Here is a 20,912-nt window from a genome sequence, read left to right on the forward strand (position 1 = left end):
CTGGACACCTGGACACCCGGGCACCGGAACACCGGGACACCTGGCCACCACGCGACCAGGACCACATCCGGCCGGGCGACCCCTGGCCCCGACAGAAGAGAGCGCCCTGATGCCCTCCACCCCCCACCACGCCGACACCACCGCGGACCCGGAGCCCTTCCGCCTGCGCACGGCGGTCGCGGCCGACGCGGCGGAGATCACCGCCGTCTTCCTCGCCTCCCGGGCCGCGGCCCTGCCCTACCTGCCCCGGCTCTACAGCGACGAGGAGACCCTCGGCTTCTTCGAGCACGTCGTTCTCCCCTCCTGCACCGTGTGGGTGGCCGAACAGGGCGAGGACGCCCGGATCGTGGGCTTCGCCGCCCTCGACGAGACCGTCCTCGACCACCTGTACCTGCACCCCGACGTGCGGCGCCGCGGCATCGGCACGGCTCTGCTCGAGACCGTGAAACAGGCGTCCCCGGAGCAACTGTCGCTGCACTGCTTCCAGCGCAACACCGACGCCCGCGCCTTCTACGAGCGGCACGGCTTCACCGCCGGCGAGTTCGACGACGGCAGCCGCAACGAGGAGAACGAGCCCGACGTGACGTACCACTGGACGGCTCGCTGACCCACCGTCGGGGCCCGGCCCGACCACGCATCACCACGCAGTGCATCCACCACAACGGCGGGCCGCGGCAGGACCCCTCCGCCCGCCGTGATCAGGGGAGGGAACACCCTAGTGCAGGGCGAAGGCACCGTCGCGGGCGAGATCCCGCTGTCCTACGCGCAGCTCGCGCTGTGGTTCAACGACCGGCTCCAGCAGGGCGACGCCTCCTACAACATGCCGGTGGCGCTCCGCCTGCGGGGCCCGCTCGGCATCGAGGCGCTGCGCGCCGCGCTCACCGACGTCATCGGCCGGCACGCCGCCCTGCGGACCGTGTTCCCCGACCGGGACGGCACCCCCTACCAGCGCATCCTGGACGCCGCCGACGTCGAGACGCCCCTGACGGTGGAGCCCGCCGACGAGGCCGCCCTCCCGGGCCTGATCGCCGCGGCCTGCCGCGAGTGCTTCGACCTGGCCACCGAGATCCCGCTGCGGCTGCGGGTGTTCGCGCTCGGGCCGCAGGACCACCTGGTCCTGCTGGTCCAGCACCACATCGCCGGCGACGGCTGGTCCATGGCCCCCCTGGCCCGCGACCTGAACACCGCGTACGTCGCCCGCCTCGCCGGCGAGGCACCCGACTGGCCGCCCCTGACGGCCGACTTCGCCGAGTACGCCCTCGCCCAGCACCGCTCCCTCGGCAGCCTGGACGACCCCGACAGCGGCATCAGCGCCCAACTGGCCTACTGGAAGGAGGCGCTCGCCGGGATACCGGACTGCCTGCCGCTGCCCACCGACCGGCCGCGCCCCGCGGCCATGTCCCACGAGGGCGACTACTTCCCCTGGGAGATCCCGGCGGACCTGCACCGCGACCTGCTGGCCCTCGCGCGCACCTGCCGGGTCAGCCTCTTCATGGTCGTCCAGGCGGCGCTCGCCACCGTGCTCAGCCGCTCCGGCGCCGGCGACGACATCCCGCTCGCCAGCCCGACCGCCGGGCGCGCCGACTCCCGGTACGACGACGTGGTGGGCTACTTCGTCAACCCGCTGGTGCTGCGCGTCGACACCTCCGGCGACCCCACCTTCCGCGAACTGCTCAAGCGGGTGCGCCACACCGACCTCCAGGGCTTCTCCCACCACGACATGCCGATCGAGCGGCTGATCACCGCCCTGAACCCGCCGCGCTCGCTCGCCTGGCACCCGTTGTTCCAGGTCATGCTGGCCTTCCAGAACCTGCCCGAGGCGGCCCTCCGGCTGCCCGGCGTCGACTGCGAGGTGGTCGAGGCCGACCCCGGCGGGGCCAAGTTCGACCTGTCGTTCAACGTCATGGAGCGCAAGGACCCCCAGGGCGCCCCGGCCGGGCTGACCTGCTTCGTCGAGTACAGCAGCGACCTGTTCGAGCGGGCGGGTGCCGAGGACCTCACCCGGCGGCTCGTCCTGCTCCTGGAGCGGGTCGTCGAGGACCCCGACCTCCGCCTCGGCGACATCGACCTCGTCACCGACGACGACCACCGCGTCCTCACCGGACTGTGGCAGGGCCCGGCGAGCGAGGTCCCCGCGCTCGCCTACCACCAGTCCTTCGAGGAGCGTGTCGCGGCCGACCCCGACACGCCCGCGCTCGTCGCCGGGGACACCCGGCTGACCTTCGGTGAACTCGACGCCCGCGCCAACCGGCTCGCCCGCGAACTGGTCGAGCGGGGCGCGGCGCCCGGGGCGCCGGTCCTCGTGCTGCTCGACCGCACCGCCGACCTCGTCGTGGCGCTGCTCGCGGTCCTGAAGTCGGGCGCCGCCTTCGTCCCGCTCACGCCGGACACCCCCGCCGAACGGCTGGCCGCCGTCGCCTCCACGCTGGGTCCCGTCTGCGCCGTCACCACCGCGGTGACCGCCCCCCGGCTGCCCGGGGGCACGCCCGCCCTGGTGCTGGACGACCCCGGCACGCGCGAACGCGTCGCCGCCCGCCCGGACACCGGCCTCACCGACGCGGACCGCGCGGCCCCGGTCCGCCCCGAGGACACGGCGTACGTCATCCACACATCCGGCTCGACGGGCACCCCCAAGGGCGTCGCCGTGAGCCACGAGGCGCTGAGCCACCTCGCCCACCACCACCGGGTCCGCATGGCGCGCCGGTACGCGCCCGACGGCGCCCCCCGCCTCCGGCTCGGCCTGGTCGCCTCGATCACCTTCGACACCGCCTGGGAACCGTTCTTCTGGCTCCTCGAAGGGCACTGCCTGCACCTGCTCCCCGACGAGGTGCGCCTCGACCCCGAGGCCCTCGTCGCCGAGGTGCGGCGCGAGCGCCTCGACTTCCTCGACCTCACCCCGACCTACACCCAGGCGCTGCTGGCCGCCGGTCTCCTCGACGCGGGCCACCACCGGCCGCGCGTCCTCATGCTCGGCGGCGAGGCGGTCGGACCCGAGCTGTGGACCAGGCTCGCCGCGGTCGAGGGCACGGACGTGCACAACTACTACGGGCCGACCGAGTTCACCGTCGACGCGCTCTCCTGCGAACTGCGCGACAGCCCCGTCCCGGTCATCGGACGCCCCCTGGAGAACGTCCGCGCCGCCGTCCTGGACGAGCGCCTGCGCCCTGCCCCCCTCGGCGTGCCCGGCGAGCTGTACCTGTCCGGACCCCAGCTCGCCCGCGGCTACGTCGGCAGCCCCGCGCTGACCGCCGAACGGTTCGTCGCCGACCCCTACGGGCCGCCCGGCAGCCGCATGTACCGCACCGGCGACCTGGCCCGGCTGCTGCGCGACGGACGGGTCGAGTACCTCGGCCGCGCCGACGACCAGGTCAAGATCCGCGGTTTCCGCATCGAACCCGGCGAGATCGAGGCCGTACTCGCCCGGCACCCCGGCGTCGCCCAGGCCGCCGTCGCCGTGCGCGGCGAGGAGACCGGCGACCCCCACCTCGCCGCCTACGTCGTCCCCGCGGCCGGCAGCCGGCCGCCCGGCGCCGCCGAACTGCACGACCACCTCGCCGAGCACCTCCCGGCGTACATGCTGCCCGCGGCCTTCGCCCACCTCGACCGGCTGCCGCTCACCAGCAGCGGCAAGCTGGACCGGCGCGCCCTGCCGGAACCCGACCTGCGCGTCACCGACGGCGGCGGCCGCCCGCCCGCCGACGAGCGGGAGGCCACCTTGTGCGCGCTGTTCGCCGAGGTGCTGCGCGCCGACGCGGTCGGCCCCGACGACGACTTCTTCCGGCTGGGCGGGCACTCGCTGCTCGCCATGCGCCTGGTCAGCCGGGTCCGCGCGGTCACCGGCGCCGAACTCCCGATCCGCGCCGTCTTCGAGGGCCGCACCCCCGCCCGGCTGGCCCGCCTGCTCGGCGGCACGGAGCAGCGCCCGGCGCTCGTCCCGGCCGAACGTCCCGCCGAGACCCCGCTCTCGCACGCCCAGCGCCGGCTGTGGTTCCTCCAGCGCCTGGAGACGGAGAGTCCCGCCTACCACATCCCGCTGCCGCTGCGGCTCGACGGACCCCTCGACATCGGGGCGCTCGGCGCCGCGCTGCACGACGTCGTGGTCCGCCACGAGGCGCTGCGCACGGTGTTCCCCGACCGCGACGGCGTACCCCACCAGCGGGTCCTGGACCCGGCGGATCTGCCGTCACTGCTGGACATCGCCCCGCTCGACCCCGCTCGTGCCGAGGGCGAGGGGCTCGCGGCCGAGCTGCGGGCCGCGGCGTCCGTGCCGTTCGACCTGGCGAACCGGCCGCCGCTGCGGGCCCGGCTGTACCTGCTCGGACCCGGCCGCCACGTCCTGCTGCTGACGGTGCACCACATCGCCTGCGACGGCTGGTCCCTCCAGCCGCTCGCCGCCGACCTCGCCACCGCCTACCGGGCCCGCGCCGAGGGGCGCGCCCCCGACTGGTCGCCGTTGCCCGTCCAGTACGCCGACTACACCCTGTGGCAGCACCGGCTGCTCGGCGACGCCCGCACCCCGGGCACGCTCGCCGCCGGGCAGTGGGAGTACTGGCGTACGGCCCTGACGGGCCTGCCGGACGAGGTGCCGCTCCCCGTCGACCGCCGCCGCACCTCCGAGACCGGCCACGAGGGCGGCACCGTTCCCGTCCGGATCGACGCCGCGACCCACAAGGCACTCGCGGACCTCGCGCGGGCGGGCGGCGCGAGCCTCTTCATGGCCGTACAGGCCGCGCTCGCCGCCCTGCTGACGCGCCTCGGCGCCGGCACGGACATCCCGCTCGGCACCCCGGTGGCGGGCCGCACCGACGCCGCCCTGGAGGACCTGGTCGGCTTCTTCGTCAACACGCTGGTGCTGCGCACCGACACCGGGGGAGACCCCACGTTCCGGGAGCTGCTGGAGCGGGTGCGGGAGCGGGACGTGGCCGACTACGCCCACCAGGACCTGCCCTTCGAGCAGCTGGTCGACCTCGTCAACCCCGAGCGGCAGCCGGGCCGGCACCCGCTGTTCCAGGTCGCCCTCGTGGTGGACCAGGGCGACGGAGTCCGCCTCGACATCCCGGGTGTCACCGCCGAGCGGATCACCGTCCAGCTGGCCCCCGCCAAGTTCGACCTCACCGTGACCCTGGCGGCCGAGCGCGCCGAGGACGGCGGCGAGGGGCCGCTGACCGGCACCGTCGAGTACCGCACCGACCTGTTCGACCAGGCGGGCGCCGCCGCGTTCGCCGACCGGCTCACCCGGCTGCTCACCGCCGTGGCCGCCGACCCCGACCGGCGCATCGGCCGGGTCGCCCTGCTCTCGGACGACGAGCGGCGCCTCGTCCTCGACAAGTGGAACGACACGCGGCACGAGCTGGAGCCCACCACGCTCGCCGCCTCCGTGGCCGAGCAGATCGCCCGGACCCCCGAGGCGACCGCGGTCGTCTTCGAGGGCGAGGAGGTGACGTTCGGCGGCCTCGACGCGCTCGTCGACGGCCTCGCCGGTCGGCTCGCGGCGCACGGCGTGGGACGGGGCGACACCGTCGCGGTCGCCGTACCCCGCTCCGTCGAACTGGTCGTCGCGCTGTGCGCGGTGCACCGGACCGGGGCCGCGTACGTGCCGCTCGATCCGGACTACCCGGCCGACCGGCTCGCGTTCATGCTCCAGGACGCGCGGCCGACGGCGGTCGTCGCCACGCCCGCGGAGGCGGAGCGGCTCAGCGTGCCGGAGGGCGTGGCACTGGTCTTCCCGGGAGCCGAGGCCGCGCGGGAGCGGGCCGGGGCGAAGGCTCCGGCGCCGGTGGAGCGGGGGACGGCCGGTGTCCCGGTGGTGGCGGAGCGGGCCGCGAGCGCCGTCCCCGCCCCGACCGACCCGGCCTATGTCATCTACACCTCCGGCTCCACCGGCCGCCCCAAGGGCGTCGTCGTGCCGCACGGCGCCGTGACCAACCGGCTGCGGTGGGGTCAGGACCAGTACCTGCTCACGGCCGAGGACCGGGTCCTCCACAAGACGCCGTCCAGCTTCGACGTCTCCGTCTGGGAGATCTTCTGGCCGCTCAGCACCGGCGCCACCCTCGTCGTGGCCCGGCCGGAGGGCCACCGGGACCCCGGATACCTGTGCGAACTGATCCGCGAGGAGCGGGTCACGGTGGCGCAGTTCGTGCCGTCCATGCTGGACGCGTTCCTCCAGCACCCCGACGCCGGCCGGTGCGACTCGCTGCGCCTGGTCATCGTCGGCGGCGAGGCGCTGAGCACGGCGACCGCCCGACGCTTCCACCAGGTGCTGCCAGGGATCCGGCTCGTGGACCAGTACGGGCCCACCGAGGCCGCGATCGAGGTGACGGCCTGGACCTGCCGGCCGGGGGACGACGACGGCCGCCCGGTGCCGATCGGACGGCCCGTGTGGAACACCCGGGTGCACATCCTCGACGCCGAACTCCAGCTGCTCCCCCCGGGTGTCGCGGGCGAGCTGTACCTCGACGGCGCCCAGCTGGCCGACGGCTACCTGGGCCGCCCGGCGCTGACCGCCGAGCGTTTCGTCGCCAACCCCTACGGGCCGCCCGGGTCCCGCATGTACCGCACCGGCGACATCGCCCGCTGGCGCGCCGACGGGGCGGTGGAGTACCTGGGCCGCGTCGACGGCCAGGTGAAGGTCCGCGGCTTCCGCATCGAGCTCGGCGAGGTCGAGGCGGCGTTGGGCGACCACCCGGCCGTCGCCGCCGGGGTGGTCCTGGTCCGCGAGGACCGGCACGGCGCGCCCCGCATCGTCGCCTACGTGGTGCCCGTGGGACAGGGTCCGGAGCCCACGGCCGGCGAACTGCGCGAACACCTGCGCGCCCGGCTGCCCGAGCACATGGTGCCGACCGGCTACGTCATCCTCGACGAGCTGCCGGTCACGCCCAACGGCAAGCTGGACCGCGCCGCCCTGCCCGAACCCGCGGCCGTCCCGGACGCCGAGGAGCGGACCGCCCGGGAGCCCGCCACGCCGCTGGAACGGGTGCTGACGGCCCTGGTCGCCGAGGTCCTGGAGGTCCCCGGGGCCGGCCCGGACGACGACTTCTTCCTGCTCGGCGGGCACTCGCTGATGATGGTCCGGCTGGTCGAGCGGATCCGCGCCGAGACCGGCGTGCAGCTCGCCGTGCGCACCCTCTTCGACCACCCGACGGCCGCCGGTCTCGCCGACCGGATCGCCGGGGACCCGGGTCTGGACCACCGGTTCGCGGACGACCGGGTGACCTGGGAGCCGGTGCTGCCGCTGCGCGCGCAGGGCAGCCGCAGGCCGCTGTTCTGCGTACACCCCGTCGTCGGCGACGGCTTCGGCTACGTCGGCCTGCTGCGCGGCCTCGGGCCCGAGCAGCCGGTGTACGCCCTCCAGGGCGCGGGCCCGGCCGGCAACGGCCCCCGCCCCGCGACGCTCGGCGGGCTCGCCGCCGAGTACCTGGCGCGGATACGGCGGATCCAGCCCGAGGGCCCCTACCGGCTCCTCGGCTGGTCCTTCGGCGGCGTCCTCGTGCACGAGATGGCCGTCCAGCTCCGCGAGGCGGGCGAGCGGGTCGAGCTGCTGGCGCTGATGGACAGCGTGCCGCCCCTGGAGTCCGACCGGCGCGCGCCCGACGACCCGGTGAGCGAGAAGGACGTGCTGCTCGGCCTGCTCGACGGCGTGGGCGCGCCGGCGGCGGACATCGCCGCGGTGCGGGACGGCGGTCGGGTGCCCGAGCCCGCGGAGCTGCTGCGGCTGCTCGCCCCGGCGATGGGCGCCTCCGCCCCGAAGGACCCGGCCGGGCTCGCCGCGATGGTCGACGCCTGCCGTTACCACGGCGAGCTGATGATCCGCTGGACGCCCCGCGTCCACGACGGCGGCCTGCTCGCCTTCACCGCGACCGCCGAGGCCAGGCGGGCGGCCGAGCTGGGCGGTGCGAGCAGCGCCCAGCTGTGGGCGCCGTACCTGACCGGCGAGGTCACCGAGCATCCGATGGCGGCCCGGCACCTGGAGCTGGCCGAGCCCGGCCACATCGACTTCATCGGCCGCGTGCTGGCCGCGGAACTCGCCCGGCTGGAGGAGCGGTGAGCCCCGCGTGTACCCGCCGCCCGGAGGCCGCCGCGGCCTCCGGGCGGCGGGGCGCCGGCTCAGCCCACCGCGTCGGCCCGGCCCGCTGTGCCGGCGTGGTCCGCCACGGCGGCGGAGATCTCCGCCATCACCTCGTCCACCCTGCTGTGCAGGAAGAAATGGTCGCCGGGCAGGATCCGCTGCCGGAAGCCGCCCGCGGTCACCGCGCGCCAGCCGCCGACCCACTCGGCCCCGGACAGCAGATCCTCGGTCCCGCCGAGCGCGACCGTGGGGCACGGCAGCACCGTCGGCCGCACCTCGCGCATGTACGCGTCGAGCAGGGTGAGATCGGCCCGCAGCACCGGCAGCAGCATCTCCAGCAGCTCGCGGTGGCGCAGTATCTCGGCCGGGGTGCCGCCGAGTTCCCCCATGTCCTTGACCAGCTGCTCGTCGTCGCGGTCGCGCAGGGGCAGCGCGGCCGGGGAGCCGGGCGGCCGGCATCCGGAGACCACCAGGGCCCGCGGCAGCGGCCGCTCCTCGGCCACCAGGCGGCGTGCCGTCTCGTACGCGATCTGGGCGCCCATGCTGTGCCCGAAGAGGACGAACGGCTCGTCGGCCGGCCGGGATCCGAGCACCGACAGCACTCCGTCGACCACGTCCCGCATGGAGGTCAGCAGCGGCTCTCCCATCCGGGTGCCGCGGCCGGGCAGTTCCACCGGCACGAAGTGCAGTCCCGGCGCCTGCCGGGAGCGCGCCCAGGCCAGATAGGCACCCGCCGAGCCGCCGGCGTGCGGCAGACAGTAGACCCGGACCGGAGCCGCGCCGCCGTCGGTCGCGGGGGCCGAGTCCCAGGGAGTCCATCGGTTGTGTGTCACTGCGTTGTGCCCTTCCGCTGTCGTGGAGTTGCGTGCCGTACCGCGGCCCGCACCGCGGAGCCTATTTGGGTTTTCGCCCGTCAGGCCAGTACGACGGGTCGTCAATAACCTTGTGCGGCAGTGCGGTCCGAAAACTTTTCATTGATCTGGAAAAACTTCTCGGCTAGGGTGACACTCGCACCCGGCAATGCCGTGCAAACGTGAAACGGGGATTTTCCAACGTGTGTGGAATTGCGGGAATGTTCTCGCTCGGCGGGGCGCGCCATTGCGAAACAGGTGTTATTCGTGAAATGACATCCGAGTTGATCCACCGGGGTCCTGACGATGTCGGCCACTACACCGGCGAGGGAATCGCACTGGGATTCCGCAGACTCGCGCTCAACGACCTGGAGCATGGAAACCAGCCGCATCTGTCCGAGGACGGCGGTCTGGTCTCCGTCTGCAACGGCGAGATCTACAACCATCGCCGGCTGCGCGCGGAACTCGGCGGCGCGGGCCACCGGTTCCGCACCGAGTGCGACACCGAGGTGCTCGTCCACCTCTACCGCCGCCACGGCGTCGGCCTCACCGACCGGCTCGACGGCCAGTTCGCCTTCGCCCTGTACGACGTGGCCGCGCGCCGGCTGATGCTGGCCCGCGACCACGCCGGCATCGTGCCCCTGTTCTACACCGTGGTGGACGGACTGCTGCTCTTCGCCTCCGAGATCAAGGCGATCCTGCGGCACCCCGCGGTCAGTCCCCGCGTCGACCTGCGCGGCCTCGACCAGGTCCTCACCCTGCCCGGACTCGTCAGCCCCCGCACCATGTTCGAGGGCATCCACTCCCTGCGCGCGGGCGAGCGGCTGCTGGCCGACGCCGACGGGGTGCGGGTGGAGCGCTACTGGGACCTCGACTACCCGGCCGCCGCCGACCTGGACCCCGCGCCGGCCGGTCCCGACGCCGAACTCGACCGCGCCGCGGACCACATGGCCACGCTCCTCGACGGCGCGGTGCGCGACCGGCTCATGGCCGACGTCCCGGTCGGCCTCTACCTCAGCGGCGGACTGGACTCCAGCCTCCTGGCCGCCCTCGCCGCCGGCGCCCGCCCGGGACACGCCTGGCCCAGCTACTCCGTCGTCTTCCCCGGCCACGACTTCGACGAGAGCCGCCACCAACGGCTGGTCGCCGCCAAGCTGGGCACCCGTCACCACGAGGTGCCGGTGCACGGCCACGACCTCGCCGACCGGCTCCGGCAGATGGTCCGGCACGCCGAGACGCCCGTCCGCGAGTCGTACAACGTCTGCTCGCTCAAGCTGTCCGAGGCGGTCCGCGCCGACGGCACCGTCGCCGTCCTCACCGGCGAGGGCGCCGACGAACTCTTCGGCGGCTACCCCGGGTACCGCTACGACGCCGCGGGCCTCGGCGGCAGCCGCCTCGACGGACTCGACGCCCTGCTGGAGGGCGAGATACGCGAGCGCATGTGGGGCGTCGACATCGCCTACGAGCAGGACCAGATCACCGCGCAGGAACTGCGCCGCGACCTGTACGCCCCCGAACTGGCGCCCTCCTTCGAGGAGTTCGCCGTCACCGGGCAGCGGCTGGTGGACGCCGACCGGCTGCGCGGCCGTCACCCCCTGCACCAGCGGTCCTACCTCGACTTCCATCTGCGGCTGGCCGACCACCTCCTCGGCGACCACGGCGACCGCATGGCCCTCGCGAACGCCGTCGAGCCACGCTTCCCCTTCCTCGCCCGGCCGGTGGTCGACCAGGCCCTGCGTCTCCACCCCGACCTCATGGTGGCCGGCGGCACCGAGAAGGCCGTCCTGCGCAGACTCGCCGCACCCCTCGTCCCCGGCGAGGTGCTCGCCCGGCCCAAGTTCGGCTTCCGCGGCCAGACCAGCAGTCATCTGCTGCACACCGGCGCCGACTGGTTCGAGGAACTCCTGTCTCCCGAAGTCGTGCGGAAACAGGGTTACTTCGACCCGGACGCGGTCTCCACTCTCGTGCGCCACCAGCGGGCCGGTGGCGACCAGGTGCACGCGCACCTCGACACCGACTACCTGATGGTCATCGCCACCTTCGCGCTCTTCGTAGAGGAGTTCGGCCTGCCGTGTCTCGGATGACCCGCCTCTCCGCACCACCGGACCGCCCGGCGCCCGCACCGTCGGGCCCCGCCTGCGACGCCCCTCCCGCGCTGCCCCTGGTCGGCGTCGTCGGGGGCATGGGCCCCCTCGCCTCCACCGAACTGCTGCGCAGCGTCTACCTCCCCGCGGACGGCCGCCCCGAACAACAGGCGCCCCGCGTGCTGTTGTGGTCCGACCCCGCCGTGGTCGACCGCACCGAGGCCATCGGCGCGGGCCGCCTGGAGGCCCTGTACCGGGCCGTCGAGAAGGCCGTCGAGGGACTGGCCACCGCCGGAGCCGAGCGGATCGTCGTCGCGTGCGTCACCGCCCACCGGGTCCTCGGCGACCTGCCGCCCGCGCTGCTGCGCCGCTGCGTCTCCCTGGTCGACGTCGTCCACGAGGAACTCGCCCGCGACGGCCGCCCGCACCTGCTGCTGTGCACCAAGGGCACCGCCCAGGCCGGCATCCTCACCGCCGGACGCCCGACCGCCGCCCGCCACCTCCTCGCCCTGCGCCCGGACGACCAGGAGGCCCTGCACCGCGAGGTCTACCGCCTCAAGACCGGCGGCGACCCGCTGGGCACCCTCGACTTCCTGCGCACCGTCCTGCCCCGATACGGCGTACGGCGGTTCGTCGCCGCCTGCACCGAGCTGCACCTCGTCACCCGGGCCGTCGAAGCCGCGGGACTGTCCGCCGAGTTCCCGGCCATCGACCCCCTGGCCGTGGTGGCCGGGCGGATCAAGAACGGAGAGCTGTGAGCCACACCACGATCCTGCGCCGGTGGGCCGACCACGTCGAGAAGGACCCGGACGCCCTCGCGATCGCCACCCCGGGGCGCCACTGGACCCGGCGCGAACTCGCCCGGCACGCGGCCGGGTTGAGGGACCGCCTGGCCGAGGGCGAGGGACCCGTGCTGATCGCCTGCGCCGACCCCGTACCGGTCGTCGCCGCCCTCCTCGCCTGCGCCGCCGTGGGCCGCGCCTTCGCCCCCGTCGACACCCGCCAGCCCGCCGCGCGCTGGACCGCACTCCTCGAGGACCTGGCTCCCACGGCCGTCGTCGTGGACGGGACCGGCCGCGCGGCCCTCGCCGGACACGCCGTACGGCTCATCGACGCCGGGCAGGCCGAGCAGGGCGCCTGGCACGCCGACGACTGGCGCGACCCCGACGTCCCGGACGCCGGATACGTGTACTTCACCTCGGGGACCACCGGCCGCCCCAAGGGCATCAAGGGCAGCCTCGCGGCCGTGGAGCACTTCCTCGACTGGGAGACCGCCGAGTTCGCCGTCACCGAGGGCACCCGCGTCTCGCTGCTCACCTCGCCCGGGTTCGACGCCTTCCTGCGCGACGCCCTCCTCCCGCTGCGCGCCGGTGGCAGCGTGCACGCCGCCACGACCGGCACCCCGCCCGTCGCGGCCGGACTCGCCGCCTGGCTGGAGGCCGAGCGGGTCGAGATCCTGCACTGCGTCCCCACCGTCTTCCGCACTTTGCGCGCCGCCGGTCTCACCGCCGGCTCGCTGCCCGCGCTGCGCACCGTGCTGCTCGCCGGAGAGGCCGTACGGCCCGCCGACATCGCCTGGTGGCACGGCCTGTTCGGCGACCGCAAGGACCTGGTGAACCTCTACGGGCCCTCCGAGACCACCATGACCAAGGTCTTCCGGCGGCTGCGCGCCGAGGACGCCGAGGCCCGCACCGTCCCGGCCGGAGTGCCCCTGCCCGGCGTGGAGGTACGCGTGCTCGCCGCGGGCCGCCCCGTCACCGGCACCATCGGCGAGATCGAGATCCGCACCCCCTTCCCGCTCGGCGGCTACCTGGACGGCCGCCCCGGCGGGTTCGCCGAGCCGCACGCCTACCGCACCGGCGACCTCGGACGGCTGCGCGAGGACGGCGCGTTGGAGGTGCTGGGCCGCCGCGACCAGCAGGTCAAGGTCAACGGCGTCCGCGTCGAACTGGGCGAGGTGGAAGACGTGTTGCGCCGCCACCCCGGGGTGCGGGACGCCTGCGCCTCCGCGGTGGCGGAGGGCGACGCCGACCCCGCGCTGTGCGCCTACGTCGTCGCCGAGGACACCGTCACCGACGAGGAGCTGCGCGCCCACGCCGACGCCGGGCTCCTGCCGGGCAGCCGGCCCGCCGTGTTCGTCCGCCTCGCCGCCATCCCGCGCACCCTCAACGGCAAGGCCGACCGGCGCGCCCTCCCCGTGCCCTCGGCGGCGCGGACGATCGAGGCCGACGACCGTCCCCGGGACGGCGTCGAGACCGAGATCGCCACGCTGTGGTGCGAGTTGCTGCACCTGCCCGCCGTGGGACGGCAGGACAGCTTCACCCTGCTCGGCGGCGACTCGCTGGCCATCGCCCGGCTCCTGGACCGGCTGCGCTCGCGCTACGGCACGGACCTCCCCCTGCGCGTCTTCGCCGAGAACCCCACCGTCGCCGGTCTCGCCGCCGCCGTGAGCGCCGGGAGCAGCCGATGACCGCGCCCTTCCCGCCGCGCCCGCACCGGGACCGCGCCCCGCTGTCCTACGCCCAGCGCGCCATCTGGCGTGCCGAACAGCTCGTCCCCGGCAGCGCGCTGCACAACGAGACCGCGGCCTTCCGGCTCACCGGCCCCGTGGACGCCGACGCCCTGGAACGCGCCCTCGCGGAGATGGCCGCCCGGCACGAGGTCATGCGGTGCGTGATCGCCACGGACGACGCGGGGGAGCCGTACCAGCGGTTCGCGGATGCGGTCCGCCCCACCGTCGAACGCGTCGACCTCACCGGTCTGCCCGAAGAACGGCGGGAGGCACGGCTGCTCGAACTCGTCGCCCGCGCGGCCGCCGAGCCCCTCGACCTGACCCGGCCACCGCTCATGCGCACCTGCCTGTTCCGGCTGGGCGAGGAGCGGTACCTGCTGTTCTTCGTCGCCCACCACATCGTGGTGGACGCCTGGGCGTTCGGCCTCTTCCTGGAGGAACTCGCGGCGCGGTACGCCGGCACGGCCGGCGGGCTCCCCCGCGCCGACGTCGACTTCGGCGACTACGCGGCCTGGCAGCGCACCGACCCCGACGCCGGGACGGGCCTCGCCCACTGGCGAGAACGCCTCGGCACCGACCTGCCCGTGCTCAGCCTGCCCACCGACGCGTCGGCGGGGGCCCGCCCCGCCGACGCCATCGCGGGCGGCATCCACCACTTCGTCATCCCCGCCGAGCTGGTGGCCGACCTCGCCGCCCTCGCCCGCAGCCGCGTCGCCACCCTGCCCGCGACCCTCCTGACGGCGTACAGCGCGGTCGTCCAGCGCTACACCGGACAGGGCGACCTCGTCGTCGGCATGCCCGTGGCCACCCGCAACCGGCCCGCCCTCGGCGCGGTGGTCGGCCCGCTGCTCAACGTCATCGCCCATCGCGTCGACCTCACCGGCACCCCCACCTTCGAGGAGGCCCTGGCCCGCACCCGGCGCGACCTGAAGGCCGACCTCGCCCACCGGGACACGCCGTTCGACCTCGTCGTGGAGGACCTCGCGCACGCCTCCGGGGGCAGGTCGCCGCTGTTCCAGCTGATGTACGCCTTCCACAGCGGGCCCACCACGACCCTCGCCCTGCCCGGCGTCGAGACCACACCCGTGCCCTCGCACAGCGGCGCGGCCAAGTACGACCTGTCCCTGTTCCTGCGGCCACGGCCCTCCGGCGACCTCGACGCGGCCCTGGAGTACCGGACGGCCGCGCTCGCCGCGAGCACCGTCGAGGGCATCGCCGACGGACTGCTCTGCCTGCTGCGGGCGGCCGCGGCCGACCCCGGGCGGCGCCTCGCCGATCTGCCGGTGACCACGCGGGACGCCCGCGACCGGGTCGTGAACGGCTTCAACACGGCGGACCGGACCCCGCCGCCGTGGCCGACGGTGGCGCACGCGCTGCGGCTGCTCGCCGCGCGCGAGGGTGACGCCCCGGCCGTGGCGGACGGGGAGCGGGTGCTGACCCGGGCCGAGGTGGACCGGGCGGCCGACCGGGTCGCCGCCCGGCTGGCCGGCCGGTACGGCGTGCGCCCGGGGGACCGGGTGGCCCTGCTGGCGCCGCGTGACGCGGCGCTCGTACCCCTGGTCGTCGGGTTGTGGCGGGCCGGGGCGGTGCTCGTGCCGCTGGACGCCCACCTGCCCGCGGAACGGGTCGGGTACGTGGTGCGGGACAGCGGGGCGCGGTGGGTGGTGAGCGGGGCCGGGGAGCGGTCGGCGGCGGCCGACGGCCCGGACCGGGTGGAGGCACGCGCGCTGCTGGCCGAGGAGGACGCGCTCGCGCCGGCGGGGGACACCGTCCCGGCCGTTCCCTTCCCCGACGGCCCCCCGGCCGACTCGCTCGCCTACCTCATGTACACCTCGGGCTCCACCGGCCGCCCCAAGGGAGTGGCGGTACCGCACGACCGCGTCGCCAACCTCCTGCACAGCGTCGTCCGCGAGCCCGGCATCGGCGCCGAGGACGTGCTGGTCGCCGTCACCGCGCTCACCTTCGACATCTCGGTGCTCGAACTGTTCGCGCCGCTCGTCGCGGGCGCCCGCGTCGTGATCGCCGGGCACGAGACGGTCCGCGACCCGGGCCGCCTCGCCGCGCTGCTGCGCGACAGCGGGGCCACCTTGATGCAGGCCACCCCGTCCCTGTGGCGGGCGCTGCTCGACGACGGCTGGCCAGGGCTGCCAGGACTGCGGGCGCTCAGCGGCGGCGAGCCCCTCGACCGGGCGCTCGCCGGCCGGCTGCTGGAGCGCTGCGCCGAACTGTGGAACCTGTACGGCCCCACGGAGACCACCATCTGGTCGACGGCCGGACGCGTCCTGCCCGGCGAACCGGTGACCGTCGGACGCCCGCTGGCCCGCACCTACTGCCACATCCTCGACCGGTACGACCGCCCGGTCCCGCTCGGCGCCGTCGGCGAACTCGTCATCGGCGGCGCCGGTGTCGCCGCCGGGTACTGGAACCGGCCCGACCTCACCGCCGCCGCCTTCGTCCCCGACCCGGTCGCCGCCGACCCGCTCGCCACCGGCGACCCGGACGCCCTCGTCTACCGCACCGGCGACCTGGCCCGCTATCTGCCCGACGGACGGATCGTGGTCCTCGGCCGCTCCGACCAGCAGGTGAAGATCCTCGGCCATCGCGTCGAACTGGGCGAGATCGAGGCCGGGTTGGCGGCCCACCCGCTGGTACGGGCCGCCGTCGTGGTGGTGGACCGGGAGCGGCCCGCCGCACCCCGGCTCGTCGCCTTCGTCGTACCCGGCGCACCGGAGCGCGCCGGGGCGTCCGCCGCCGGAGCCGACGCCCTGGCCGCCGAGTTGCGCCGCCATCTGCGCACCCTGCTGCCCGCCGCCGTCGTACCCGCCGTCTTCGCCGCGGTCGCGGAACTCCCGCTGAACACCAGCGGCAAGGTGGACCGTCCGGCCCTCGCGCGCCGGGCCCGGGAGATCGACGGCCGCGCCGCGCCCACGGCGCCCGTCACCGACACCGAGCGGACCGTGCTCCGGCTGTGGGCCGAACTCCTCGGCGCGGCACCGGAGTCCGTCGGCACCACGGACGACTTCTTCGCCGCCGGCGGCAACTCCATCGTCGCCACCCGCCTCCTCGGCCGCCTCCGCGAGACCCTGGGCCGGACGCCCTCACTCGCCGGCTTCTACGCCGATCCCACCCCGAAGGGCCTGGCCCGCGCGGCCGACGCCGCCGAGGCCCAGGACACGCCCCTCGACCGGCAGCCGGTTCCCGAGGGTCCCGTCCCGCTCACCGACCAGCAGCGGCAACTGTGGCTGACCCAGCGCCTGGCGCCCGAGTCCGCGGCCTACAACCTCGCCGCCGCCGTCCGCCTCGACCAGCCCGTCGACCTCGCCGCGCTGACCCGCGCCCTGCGGGACCTGGCCACCCGCCACCCCGTCCTCGCCGCCCGCTGCGCCCTCACCGACGAGGGGCCCGTCCTGCTCCGGCTGCCCGCGGACTCGGTGCGCCCCCGCGTCGTGCCCGGGGGCACCCGGCGCGCCCTGGACGACGCCGTCGAGGCCGAGGCCGGACGGCCCTTCGACCTGTCCGAGGGGCCCCTGCTGCGGGTCACCGTGGTCGACGGCGGCGAGGCGCACCTCATCGTGACGGCGCATCACATGGCCCTCGACGGCTGGTCGATCGGCGTCGCCGTCCGCGAACTGTCCGCGCTGTACGCGCAGCACACCGGCACGGGGTCCCAACCCCCGCTGCCCGAAGTCGATTTCCTTCGGTACGCCGCCGCCCAGGCCCGCCCCGCCGCCCGTGCCGTCCGCGAGGAGCACCTCGCGTACTGGCGCGAGCGCCTCGACGGCCACCCCGGCGTCCTGGAGCTGCCCGCCGACCCCGACGCGGAACCGGCCCCCGCGGGCGCCGGCGCCACCGTGCCGTTCGTCCTGGAGCCCGACCTCACCGCCCGGCTGCGCACGGTGGCCGCGCGGCTGCGCGTCACCCCGTTCACCCTGCTGCTCAGCGCCTACGCGTCCCTGCTCGGCCGGTACGGCGGCACGGACGACATCGTGGTCGGGGTGGCTGCCGCCAACCGGGGCGCACCCGGTCTCGAGGGGCTGATCGGTTCCCTGGTCAACACCCTGCCGGTGCGCGTCGACCTCGCGGGCGGCGCCTCCTTCGCCGAGCTGGCCCGCCGCACCGCGGCCCTGCTCGCGGCCGACCTCGACCGGTCCCTCGTCCCGCTGGACCGGCTGGTGGACGCCCTCGGCGTGGCCCGCGACCCCGGGCGCACCGCCCTCGCGCAGGCCACCCTCGTCCTCCAGGACGCGCCCGAGGACCGGCTCCGGCTCGGTGCCGCCTCCGGCGTGCTGCGGCCGGTGTCCACGCGGACCGCCAAGTACGACCTGACAGTGGCGCTGGAGGAACACCCCGACCGGATCGAGGGCGTCCTGGAGTACGCCACCGGACGCTTCACCGCCGCCTGGGCGACCCGCTTCGCGCGCCACCTGCGCACCCTGCTGCACGCGGCCCTGGACGACCCGGACGCCGAGGCCGCCCGCGCCTCCGTCGACCCGTACGAGCGGGAGACGCCGTCCCCGCGCCCGGCGGGCACCGGCCGCGAGAGCCATGCGGTGCCCGTGCACGAGCTGTTCCGCGCCCGCGCGGCCGCCCGGCCGGACGCCCCCGCCGTCCGCCATGCGGGACAGGTCGTCAGCTACGGCGCGCTGGACGCCTGGAGCGACCGGATCGCCCTGCGCCTGCGCGACCGCGGCGCCGGGCCCGGCCGCTTCGTGTCGGTGCTGCTGCCCACGGGACCGGCGCAGACCGCGGCGATCCTGGGCGTGGCCAAGACCGGTGCCGCGTTCGCGGTCCTCGACCCCGACACGCCGGAACTGCGTCTGCGGGCCGTCCTCGCCGACGCCGATCCGGTGTGCGTCCTGGCCGCCGAGGAATGCCTGGCCGCCCAGCCGGGCCTGTGGGACGCCGGGCGGGGGACCTTCGGCCGGGTTCCCGTCGAGCCGCTCGAAGGGGGGGTGCCGGAGCCGGGAGACGTGGCGGCCGTGCCCGCCCCCGCCGTCACCGGCGACGACACCCTGTGCCTGGTGTACACCTCCGGCTCCACCGGCACCCCGAAGGGCATCGCCCTGCCGCACGCGACGCTCGCGCAGTTCGCCCACTGGCAGGGCGAGCACTTCGGCATCAGGCCCGACAGCCGGGTCGCCCAGTGGGCGCCGTTCACCTACGACGCCGCCTACACCGAGGTGTTCGCCGCCCTGTGCCACGGCGCCGCGCTGTCCGTCCCGCCCGAGCACGTCCGGCGCGACCCGGTCGCGATGGCCGACTGGCTCGGCGCCGAACGCGTCACCCAGATCCAGACCGTGCCCGGGTTCTTCGCCGTCCTCACCGAGGCGCTGGACCGCGCCGACGGTGAACTGCCCCACCTGGAACACGTGTTGCTGGCCGGGGAGGTGCTGCCGCCGTCCCTCGCCGCCGCCTGGGCCGAGCGCCCCGTGCGCCCCCGTCTGCACAACCTGTACGGGCCCACCGAGTGCGTCCTCGCGACCCACCGCGAACTCGCGCCCAAGGAACGGTTCTCCTCCTCCGTCCCCATCGGGCGGCCTATACCCGGACGGCAGGCCCTCGTGCTCGACCACCGCGGCCGGCCCTGCCCGGTCGGGGCGGTCGGCGAGATCCACCTGCGCAGCGGATTCCTGGCCGGTTCCTACCACCGCCGCCCCGAGGAGAGCGCGCGGGCCTATGTGCCCGACCCCTGGGTGCCCGGCGGCACCCTGTACCGGACCGGCGACCTGGGTCGCTGGCTGCCCGACGGCGAGCTCGCCTTCACCGGCCGCACCGGCAGCCTCGTCAAGATCAACGGCAACCGGGTCGAACTGGAGGAGATCGAGGCCCTGCTGGAGGCCCATCCGGCGGTACGGGAGGCCGCGGCCGCCCTGCACGGCACGGCCGCCGCACCCCGCCTGATCGGATACGCGGTGGTGAGCGGCGACGTCACGGCCGCCGAACTCCGGGCGCGGCTGGCCGAACGGCTGCCCGCCGCGGTCGTACCGGAACGCGTGCTGCTCCTGGACGCCCTGCCCCGCACCCGCACCAACAAGCGGGACCGTGCCCGGCTCCCGGCACCCGAGGACGCCGCCCCGGACACGGCCGCGCCACCGAGGGGTGCCGTCGAGCAGCTGGTCGCCGACGCGTGGCGTCGGGTGCTGGGCGCCGACCGTCCCGTGGGGCGGCACACCAACTTCTTCGAGGCGGGCGGCAGTTCACTGCTCGCCGCCCGGCTCCAGCTGGACCTCGCCGACCGCCTCGGCCGCCCGGTCCGCCTCGTGGACGTCTTCGCCCGGCCCACGATCGCCGAGTTCGTCGCCGGTCTGGACGGCCCCGCCGGGTCGGGACCCGGAGCCCCCGACGCCCCCGCGGACGACGCCGCCGCGCGCGGCACCCGACGACGCTCCGCCGTGCGCGCCCGCGCCCGCGGCCGGGCCGGGAGACCCGACACGCGGCCGGGGGCCGGCACGCCGACAGGTTCCGACACACCCACGGGGTCCGACACACCGACAGGGAGAGACTGACATGGACGTGCAGAGCGTGATGACGGAGCTGCGGGACGCCGTGGGCGGCGACGGCCTGGAACGGGTCGAGGAGTGCCTGGCGATCCTCGTCGGCGAGAAGGCCCCCGAATACCTGCACGACGACCAGGAGCCCACCCGGCTCTTCTTCCCCGGGATCAGCGCGCTGCCCTGGCACGACGCCGCCGCCCAGCCGTGGGCGGCCGGCATGGAGGCCGCCTTCGCGGACATCCGCGCCGAGTTCCTCGCGCTGCGCGAGGCACAGGCCCGCTTCGCCCCCTACGAGGACCTGTACACCAAGGAACTCGGCTGGCAGGGCTGGGACACGTACCAGATCTACCGCGACGGCAAGTGGCGCGACGAGGCGCGGGAGCGCTGCCCGAAGACGTGCGAGGCGCTGGCGGCGACCCCGCACGGGCCCCGCGACGGCATGTTCACCGTCCTCAACCCCGGCGTGCACATCACCCCGCACACCGGCGGGGTCAACCTGCTGCTCACCGCGCACCTGCCGCTGATCGTGCCGCCCGGCTGCGCCGTCAAGGTCGGCGACGACGAGCGCGGCTGGGAGGAGGGCAAGGTCATCCTCTTCGACGACAGCTTCATCCACGAGGCGTGGAACCGCGGCACCCAGCAGCGCGCCGTCCTGCTCTGGGACGTCTGGCACCCCGAACTGACCGAGACCGAGGTCCGCGCGCTGGAGCACCTCATGCCGCGGTTCCAGCGCTATCTGATGGCGGTCTGACACGCCGCCGTCGCGGGGAACCAGCCGCCGGCCCGCGCGAGCGGTCGTCGCACGGGGCCGGTCGCCGTCGTGCCGGGCCGGGCCGCGTGCGGCACACGGCCGTACGGCACCGGCCACCTGACGGCGGTCCGACCGCCGCCGCAGGGGCCGTACCG

At 75.4% G+C, this 20,912-nt stretch carries 8 protein-coding genes; 7 read left to right on the forward strand and 1 reads right to left on the reverse strand.

Annotated features, from left to right (window positions below; translation table 11 throughout):
• Nucleotides 1-109 precede the first annotated feature (109 nt).
• Together QSK45_RS35140 and QSK45_RS35145 are read left to right on the forward strand one after the other, a co-directional pair.
• Nucleotides 110-607, forward strand: coding sequence for a GNAT family N-acetyltransferase (locus QSK45_RS35140; protein WP_285562986.1), 498 nt, complete (start codon nucleotides 110-112; stop codon nucleotides 605-607).
• Nucleotides 608-718: 111 nt separating this feature from the next.
• Entirely contained in the window at nucleotides 719-8,044 is a 7,326-nt protein-coding gene (locus QSK45_RS35145) for an amino acid adenylation domain-containing protein (protein WP_285562987.1), read from the forward strand.
• A gap of 59 nt (nucleotides 8,045-8,103) precedes the next feature.
• Here QSK45_RS35145 and QSK45_RS35150 read toward each other — a convergent pair whose 3' ends face one another.
• A complete protein-coding gene (locus tag QSK45_RS35150; RefSeq protein WP_285562988.1) occupies nucleotides 8,104-8,898 on the reverse strand; it encodes a thioesterase II family protein in 795 nt (264 codons plus the stop codon).
• Between the two features lie 221 nt (nucleotides 8,899-9,119).
• Between QSK45_RS35150 and asnB the strand changes: the two genes are divergently transcribed.
• From asnB to QSK45_RS35175, 5 genes are read left to right on the forward strand one after another with little or no spacing between them, the layout of a single operon-like run.
• Complete coding sequence (gene asnB / locus QSK45_RS35155) at nucleotides 9,120-11,000, forward strand: asparagine synthase (glutamine-hydrolyzing) (protein ID WP_285563039.1); 1,881 nt, start codon at nucleotides 9,120-9,122, stop codon at nucleotides 10,998-11,000.
• Nucleotides 10,997-11,758, forward strand: a complete 762-nt coding sequence (locus QSK45_RS35160; RefSeq protein ID WP_285562989.1) for an aspartate/glutamate racemase family protein — start codon at nucleotides 10,997-10,999, stop codon at nucleotides 11,756-11,758. Before asnB ends, QSK45_RS35160 begins: the two co-directional genes overlap by 4 nt.
• On the forward strand, nucleotides 11,755-13,470 hold the full coding sequence (locus tag QSK45_RS35165) for a non-ribosomal peptide synthetase (RefSeq protein WP_285562990.1): 1,716 nt from the start codon (nucleotides 11,755-11,757) through the stop codon (nucleotides 13,468-13,470). Before QSK45_RS35160 ends, QSK45_RS35165 begins: the two co-directional genes overlap by 4 nt.
• Nucleotides 13,467-20,018: a non-ribosomal peptide synthetase gene (locus QSK45_RS35170; RefSeq protein WP_285562991.1), complete on the forward strand. Its 6,552-nt coding sequence runs from the start codon at nucleotides 13,467-13,469 to the stop codon at nucleotides 20,016-20,018. The genes QSK45_RS35165 and QSK45_RS35170 overlap by 4 nt, the downstream gene beginning before the upstream one ends.
• A 1-nt stretch (nucleotide 20,019) precedes the next feature.
• Nucleotides 20,020-20,757: an aspartyl/asparaginyl beta-hydroxylase domain-containing protein gene (locus QSK45_RS35175; RefSeq protein WP_285562992.1), complete on the forward strand. Its 738-nt coding sequence runs from the start codon at nucleotides 20,020-20,022 to the stop codon at nucleotides 20,755-20,757.
• The last annotated feature ends 155 nt before the right edge of the window (nucleotides 20,758-20,912 follow it).

This window comes from Streptomyces hygroscopicus subsp. hygroscopicus (genome assembly GCF_030269125.1).
In the GTDB taxonomy this organism is placed as follows: Bacteria; Actinomycetota; Actinomycetes; order Streptomycetales; family Streptomycetaceae; genus Streptomyces; species Streptomyces hygroscopicus_C.